Annotated in this window: 7 protein-coding genes; 4 read left to right on the plus strand and 3 right to left on the minus strand. The window is 40.9% G+C overall.

Features of this window, described 5'->3' with window-relative positions; translation table 11 throughout:
• The 4 genes from VB714_RS20440 to VB714_RS20455 form a co-directional block, all read left to right on the plus strand.
• Positions 1-812, plus strand: an 812-nt coding sequence (locus VB714_RS20440; protein WP_323226529.1) for a tetratricopeptide repeat protein, incomplete at its 5' end; no start/stop codon positions are given.
• Positions 813-828: 16 nt separating this feature from the next.
• Positions 829-1,044: a hypothetical protein gene (locus tag VB714_RS20445; RefSeq protein WP_323226530.1), complete on the plus strand. Its 216-nt coding sequence runs from the start codon at positions 829-831 to the stop codon at positions 1,042-1,044.
• Complete coding sequence (locus tag VB714_RS20450; RefSeq protein WP_323226531.1) at positions 1,035-1,379, plus strand: type II toxin-antitoxin system PemK/MazF family toxin; 345 nt, start codon at positions 1,035-1,037, stop codon at positions 1,377-1,379. Before VB714_RS20445 ends, VB714_RS20450 begins: the two co-directional genes overlap by 10 nt.
• Before the next feature lie 132 nt (positions 1,380-1,511).
• On the plus strand, positions 1,512-1,916 hold the full coding sequence (locus VB714_RS20455) for an iron uptake porin (RefSeq protein ID WP_323226532.1): 405 nt from the start codon (positions 1,512-1,514) through the stop codon (positions 1,914-1,916).
• A gap of 7 nt (positions 1,917-1,923) precedes the next feature.
• Here VB714_RS20455 and cbiQ read toward each other — a convergent pair whose 3' ends face one another.
• The 3 genes from cbiQ to nblS all read right to left on the minus strand — a co-directional run.
• A complete protein-coding gene (cbiQ, locus tag VB714_RS20460) occupies positions 1,924-2,691 on the minus strand; it encodes a cobalt ECF transporter T component CbiQ (protein ID WP_323226533.1) in 768 nt (255 codons plus the stop codon).
• Between the two features lie 59 nt (positions 2,692-2,750).
• The gene (locus tag VB714_RS20465) at positions 2,751-4,250 is read right to left on the minus strand and encodes a hypothetical protein (RefSeq protein ID WP_323226534.1); all 1,500 of its coding nucleotides are present in this window, start codon (positions 4,248-4,250) and stop codon (positions 2,751-2,753) included.
• A gap of 2 nt (positions 4,251-4,252) precedes the next feature.
• The coding region (gene nblS, locus VB714_RS20470) for a two-component system sensor histidine kinase NblS (protein ID WP_323226535.1) at positions 4,253-6,190 on the minus strand (1,938 nt) is incomplete at its 5' end.

Here is a 6,190-nt window from a genome sequence, read left to right on the forward strand (position 1 = left end):
ATGATAACTTGGGTGAATACCGAAAAGCAATTGATTATTATCAGCAATCTTTAGCAATTGCAAGAGAAACGAATAATCGTAGAGGAGAAGGGACTTATTTAAATAACTTGGGAGTTGTTTATGAAAACTTGGGTGAATATCAAAAAGCAATTAATTATCATCAGCAATCTTTAGCAATTGCAAGAGAAACGAATAATCGTAGAGGAGAAGGGACTTCTTTAAATAATTTGGGAGTTGTTTATGAAAACTTGGGTGAATACCAAGCAGCAATTAATTATCACCAAAAATCTTTAATAATTAAAAGAGAAATAGGAGATCGTTCTGGAGAAGGTGGTTCTTTGTGTAATTTAGGAAGTGCTTATAAATCCTTGGGAAAATATCAAAAAGCAATCGATTGCTATAGTGTAGCTTTGCCAATTCTACATGAGATTGGACATCGCAGATTTGAAGCTAATACCTTCTTGAGCTTAGGTTATAGTTTAGCAAGATTAGGGAAGAAATGGGAAGCAAAACAGGCTTTTGAAAATGCACGTACTCTCTATCAAGATATGGAACTTGAAAAGAATATAAAAATCTGTGATAAAGCACTTTACAATCTCAATCAAATGGTTATTGCACAGCCCACATTTGTCCCACCTTTTGGTGAAGTTTTACCTCCTCCTGAAAATCCAGAAGAAGCAGTTTTACCCCGATCGCATCGCATCGCCAGAAAACGCAAAAAACGCAAATCTTGGTATCTGAAATCATTACAACGTCTCTGGTGTAGTTGTCTTCGCTTGTTGCAACGATTGCGCCAAATGCTAAAATTATAAAGCGAAAAGAAAAACTATGAATGTTAAACTGCTTGACTCCCTCATTCAAATTATACAATCTCTTTCCGACCAAGAGAGAATCCTACTTGAAGAAAGACTTTTTTTCGATCCGTCTTATCCATCTTCTCGGGAACTTTCTCACTTAGCTCAATCTGGAGGTGCTTTTGATTTTCTTTACGAAGAACCAGATTTATATACTCTTGAAGATGGAGAAGAAATTCAATGGCAGTAAATAAAGGAGATATTGTTTTAGTTAAATTTCCTTTTACCGATCTCAGTCAGACTAAACTGCGTCCTGCGGTTGTATTGTACATTAATTCAAATCTTGATGAGATTACTCTCTGTTTTATTTCATCTCAAGGTTTGACGGATTTAACACCTGAAGAGACTTTGCTGGATGTATCCGATCTAGAATTTACAACAACTGGGCTCAAAAAATCTTCCAAAATTAGAACCACTCGCATTACAACTTTAGAAAAACGATTTGTTCAAAGAAAACTAGGTTACTTAGAAAGTAAATATATTAACGAAATCAATTCCATCTTACATCGAACATTACAGTTGTGAATTTCTGATTCACAAATTCGATCGCGGTCCCCCAAGTCCATTCCCTCAGATATAAGCTAAAATGGAATAAACTCCTAAACTGGCGCGATCGCGTCTATTAAAATCCTTTAATTAAATTTCGGGAGAGAGAAAATGTTTAAACCCATTGTTGCAGCGATCGCGCTTTTGAGTCCCTTCTTTATTACCCAAACGCCTACCCTTGCTAACCCCATCCAAATCGCCCAAAATCGCGATGTATTCCCCGGTGACTGGGCTTATGAAGCCCTGCAAAACCTCTCCCAAAACTATAATTGTATTACTGGTTATTCTGATGATACATTTCAAGGCGATCGCGTTTTAACTCGTTATGAATTTGCAGCAGGTTTAGTCTCTTGCATTCAGTCGATGGAAAGTAAAATTCTGGAAAATGGAGACTTTGCAACTCAAGAAGACTGGCAAGAAATACGACAATTGTTACAAGAAACCTCGACAAAACTCGACTTGCAAGAAACTCAAGTTGAATTACAGGAAACTCAAATCGAAACCCTTGAACAATGAAAAATTATCAACGACTCATCAACAATTCAAGTATAAAGATCGTCATTGCAACAGTAAGGGTAATAATTGACAATATCCAACTGAAGCGATCGATATCTTGAATACTCTTTTTAGCTTGCGCTTTTTCTTGACCGTAGCCTCGTAAAATCATAGCATAGTAAACACGCTGCGATCGCTCATAACTTCGGATTAATAAAGTTCCCGTTAGTTGTGCCAAGATTTGTAAATTTCTGCGCGTCAGGCGATCGCGTTGAAATCCTCGCAACTGCATCGCCCTTTGCATCTTAACTCGCATCTCTTGTAACTCTTGCAAATACCGATAAGTTAACAAAGCCATATCAACAATTAAAGCCGGAAGACCCAGCGATCGCATTGCTTTTAAACTATTCGCGATCGGTGCCGTACCAAATAACACCAAACTCACTGTTAGGATAGAAGCAAATCGCACCAGAATCAACGCCAGAGCCTCACAGCCTTCTTGTTTTAAGCTCAACCATCCCCATTGCCATAATACCGTTTCCCCCGTCCCAAATGGCAAAAAAAAGACCATTGCGGCAATGAAAAAACCAGGATAGCGCAATCGAGAAAGCCAAAATCCAAAAGGTAGACGAGAAATCAAATATAAACCTGCCGTTATTACTACCATAAATGGCAGTAAAATTAAATGGCGGACAAAAGCAAAAGCAAAAATTAAAGTCAATAATGATACCAACTTAGAACGAGGTTCCCATCGGTGAATCGGTGATTTTAAACGGGCATAACGATCGAGATTCATGTGGTAGGGGTTTGGTCTCCAAACCCTCTTAATTTGGTCTCCAAACCCAAACCAAACCCCTATTGAGTAAGAGGGTTCGGTTGAGGATCGATAATAGGTTGAACGGGAACGATCGCCACATAGGGAGATAATAAAGCCTCATCAACCCAACCCGAATAATAGCGTACTTCTGTTCTTGCTCCCGTTAATTCTAGTAAATCCAGATCCCCTCGTATGGCTGCAACATCGGGAGGATTATTGGGATTAAATTCCTTTTGTCCAATACCCATCGGACCCCCACCAAAGATATTTAAAGATACTTCATCAAATCCCCGTTGGAAACGCTGGCCATTCCAATGCCATTCCGATCCCGGCCAGTATAGCGGTGCGAAATACTCTCGCGCTGTTCCATATATTTCCGACCAAGCTGTTTTTCCCCCGGCGATCGCCGTCGTAAACCCCTCCTTGTAGGCTATCTCATAGCGTTCCTTCGCATTTTCCTCGTAAGCGAGAGGCGATCGCCATAACACCTCTACCCGATCTGCTTCAAGGGTTAGTGCCGGTTTTTGGGCGGCTAAACGATTGTATAGGGTAATCCCTCCATTGGCGAGATCTGCCATGACCGCAAAGCGCCAACAATTCCACTTATCCCGTTGTTCCATTGCTTGCCAATAGGTGCGACAAATGCCATTCCCGGTACCTACCCATAATTCTTCTCCATTCACCCATAATTTGGTCGGAATGGCACCAACAAGGGGACTATTGCGAACGTGATAGGCAGTAATAACATCAGTATTGAGATCGTAGGAAACTAATCCCATACTAGGAAGATAAGGATTTCCTTCCCCTGATGTCTGCGTGGTCAGCCAAATTTTAGCGTTATCTGACTCCCCGGCGATCGCAATATCTTTGATGATTTGTCCTTTAATTTTATCCGGTTGTTTCAGTTCGATCGCCTGGTTTTGAGGATTGTAAAAGGCTAAGGTGGCAATACTCGTAAATCCTTCCCCTCGAGGGGCAGAAATTGAAATCAACAGGCGATCGCCGTAGGGAACTGCACTGACGAAATCTGGATACGCTAAATCATTGCCTAAATTGGCTTTACGAATATCTTCTAGGGTGTAAAGATTGGTGACGATGGGTTCTGTTGCTTTCGGTGGAATCAATTGCAGAACGGCACGCTGCGATCGCTGTCCCGAGGTAAAATCAGGGTCTAACACGGCGCGATATTGATAGGTTTGTCCCTGAAATTCCACGGTTTTATAAGGAAGTTCTGCACCCAGGGGGGAAGCAGGAGAAGATATCGTTCCTTTTGTTACTGTCCAAGTTTCATTGCCTCGACAAAAAATAAAATCGTAGCTTAAACTTTGAAAGCGAATAATATTTTTGTTGGCTGCAATATTCTGGATTTGGAAATTAAAATAGTTGGGAAAATCTCTTTCAGCAGGTTTAGCTAAAGCGGGGGGAGAAGCAGCAGGATCGGGACAATTTGCCGTATTATCTGGAGTATTATTTTTAGCTTGCCGATCGCAAGCACTAAGTAAGCCCACAAAAAATAATAGTGCAATCCTTCGTTTCATAATTAAAGTAAGTTTAAATTTCTCTGGGGTAATTCTGGAGCAGGGCGATCGAGTTGCAGGGGATCGTAAATCTCTAGATCGAACCAAAAGGTACTTCCCAAGCCAATCTCACTCACTAAATTGACACGAGAACGATGTCGCGTGACAATGTTTCTCACAATAGAAAGACCCAGCCCGGTTCCTTCGAGGGTATGAACGCGATTTTCAACCCGGAAAAAGCGATCGAAAATTGCCTCGCGATCTTCCGCATCAATTCCTGTTCCCGTGTCGGAGACTTCAACGCGAACTTTTTGCAGGCGATCGCCTTCTTTGGTGATGGGATCGAGGTCAATTTGATAAGCGCGAACGATAATTCGTCCCCCAGACTCTGTAAACTTCAAGCTATTACCCACAAGATTAGCTAAGACTTGCAATAATAAATCATAATGCCCTAAAACAAAAGGCAAATTTGCTTCAATTTCGGCACCAATCTCGATTTTTTTATCCTTGGCATTGAGTTGATAACTACGCAGGGTTTGCTCGATGGTGCGCTCAATTTCAACGTCTTCTAATTGATAGTTTTTCGAGGATTCTAAGCGAGATAAATCGAGAACATCATTCACCAAACGAGTTAAGCGATCGGTTTCGTGATTGGCAGTATGTAGGAATTCTTGTCGTTCTGCTTCTGATAAATCCTCGCCGTATTCGTAGAGGGTTTCAATAAAAGATTTAATATTAAAAAGAGGGGTTCTGAGTTCGTGAGAAATATTGCTAATAAACTGACTTTTCGCCTCATTTAATTCTACTTCGCGAGTAATATCTTGTACCGTCATCGCAATACCTTTGACATTTTCCCGATCGCGATCGAAGACTTGGGTTAATAAGATGCGAATCGTTCGTTCTGTAGGTCCTGCGATCGTGACGCGAAACTCATCTCCGTCTTTTTCTTGCTGCGATCGTTCCCAAAGATGATGGGAATCTTGAACTATATCTTCACTGGTTTTATGTTGCAGAGGTCGCGTTAATTGGGTACTCACCGATAAAGGCAATTCTTGTAAAATATTTTTGCCGATCGTATCTTTACCTTCCCAGCCGAAAATACGCCGCGCTGTAGGATTTACCAAGATAATTTCGGCATCATTATTGAGCAAAACCGCACCATCGGCGATAGTAGAAACAAGAGTTTCTAACTTGGCTTTTTCAGCCGTTAATTCCTCAATATTTTGTTCTTCATAACGCTTTAAACGTTCTGCCATTTCATTAAAGCTAAAAATTAATTCTCCTAATTCCCCACCCAAAGGCAAATCGATACGCTGTTTGAAATTTCCGGCGGCAATATTTTTCACCCCTACTAACAATTCCTTAATCGGTTTAGTAATCGTTAGAGCATTAAAAACAACCCCCAAAAGTACCATCGCCCAAATCGAAATAAATACCGCGATCGTTACATCCCGCGTTAAATTAGAAGAAGCAACCACTGTTGGATTCGGATTGATTCCTACCGCCAAAACTCCGAGATATTTGTCATTATAGTTGAGAGGCACAAAAACATCAGTAACGCCACCATGAGGGGTTTTATGTTGGCGAATCATCGGAAATTTTGCCTCTTGTGCGTAATTCTCGGGTAATTCAATATGACGTTTAATTGTTAGAGAATTTTGGACTTCTGCGGAACTATAAGGGATACCGAAAAAAATCTCTCCATCAGCATCCGCATATAATAAGTAACGAACGCTGGATGTTCCTCCATAAAAAAGACTCGAAAAACGAGCAACTTCTGTGAGTTTATCTTCTGCAATTAAAGGTGCAACATTATTAGCCAGCAACAGCCCTAAATCTTTGCCAAAGCGAGTATCATTCATGCTGGCATCCTGCTGGATGGTATTCACCGCCCAGAAAGTCAAACTACTCATTAACAAAGAAACCGCCAGAGTTGCCACCGCCATGAGTCTTGTCTGGAG

Origin of the sequence: Spirulina sp. 06S082, from assembly GCF_034932145.1 — a bacterium.
Lineage (GTDB): Bacteria > Cyanobacteriota > Cyanobacteriia > Cyanobacteriales > Spirulinaceae > CCY15215.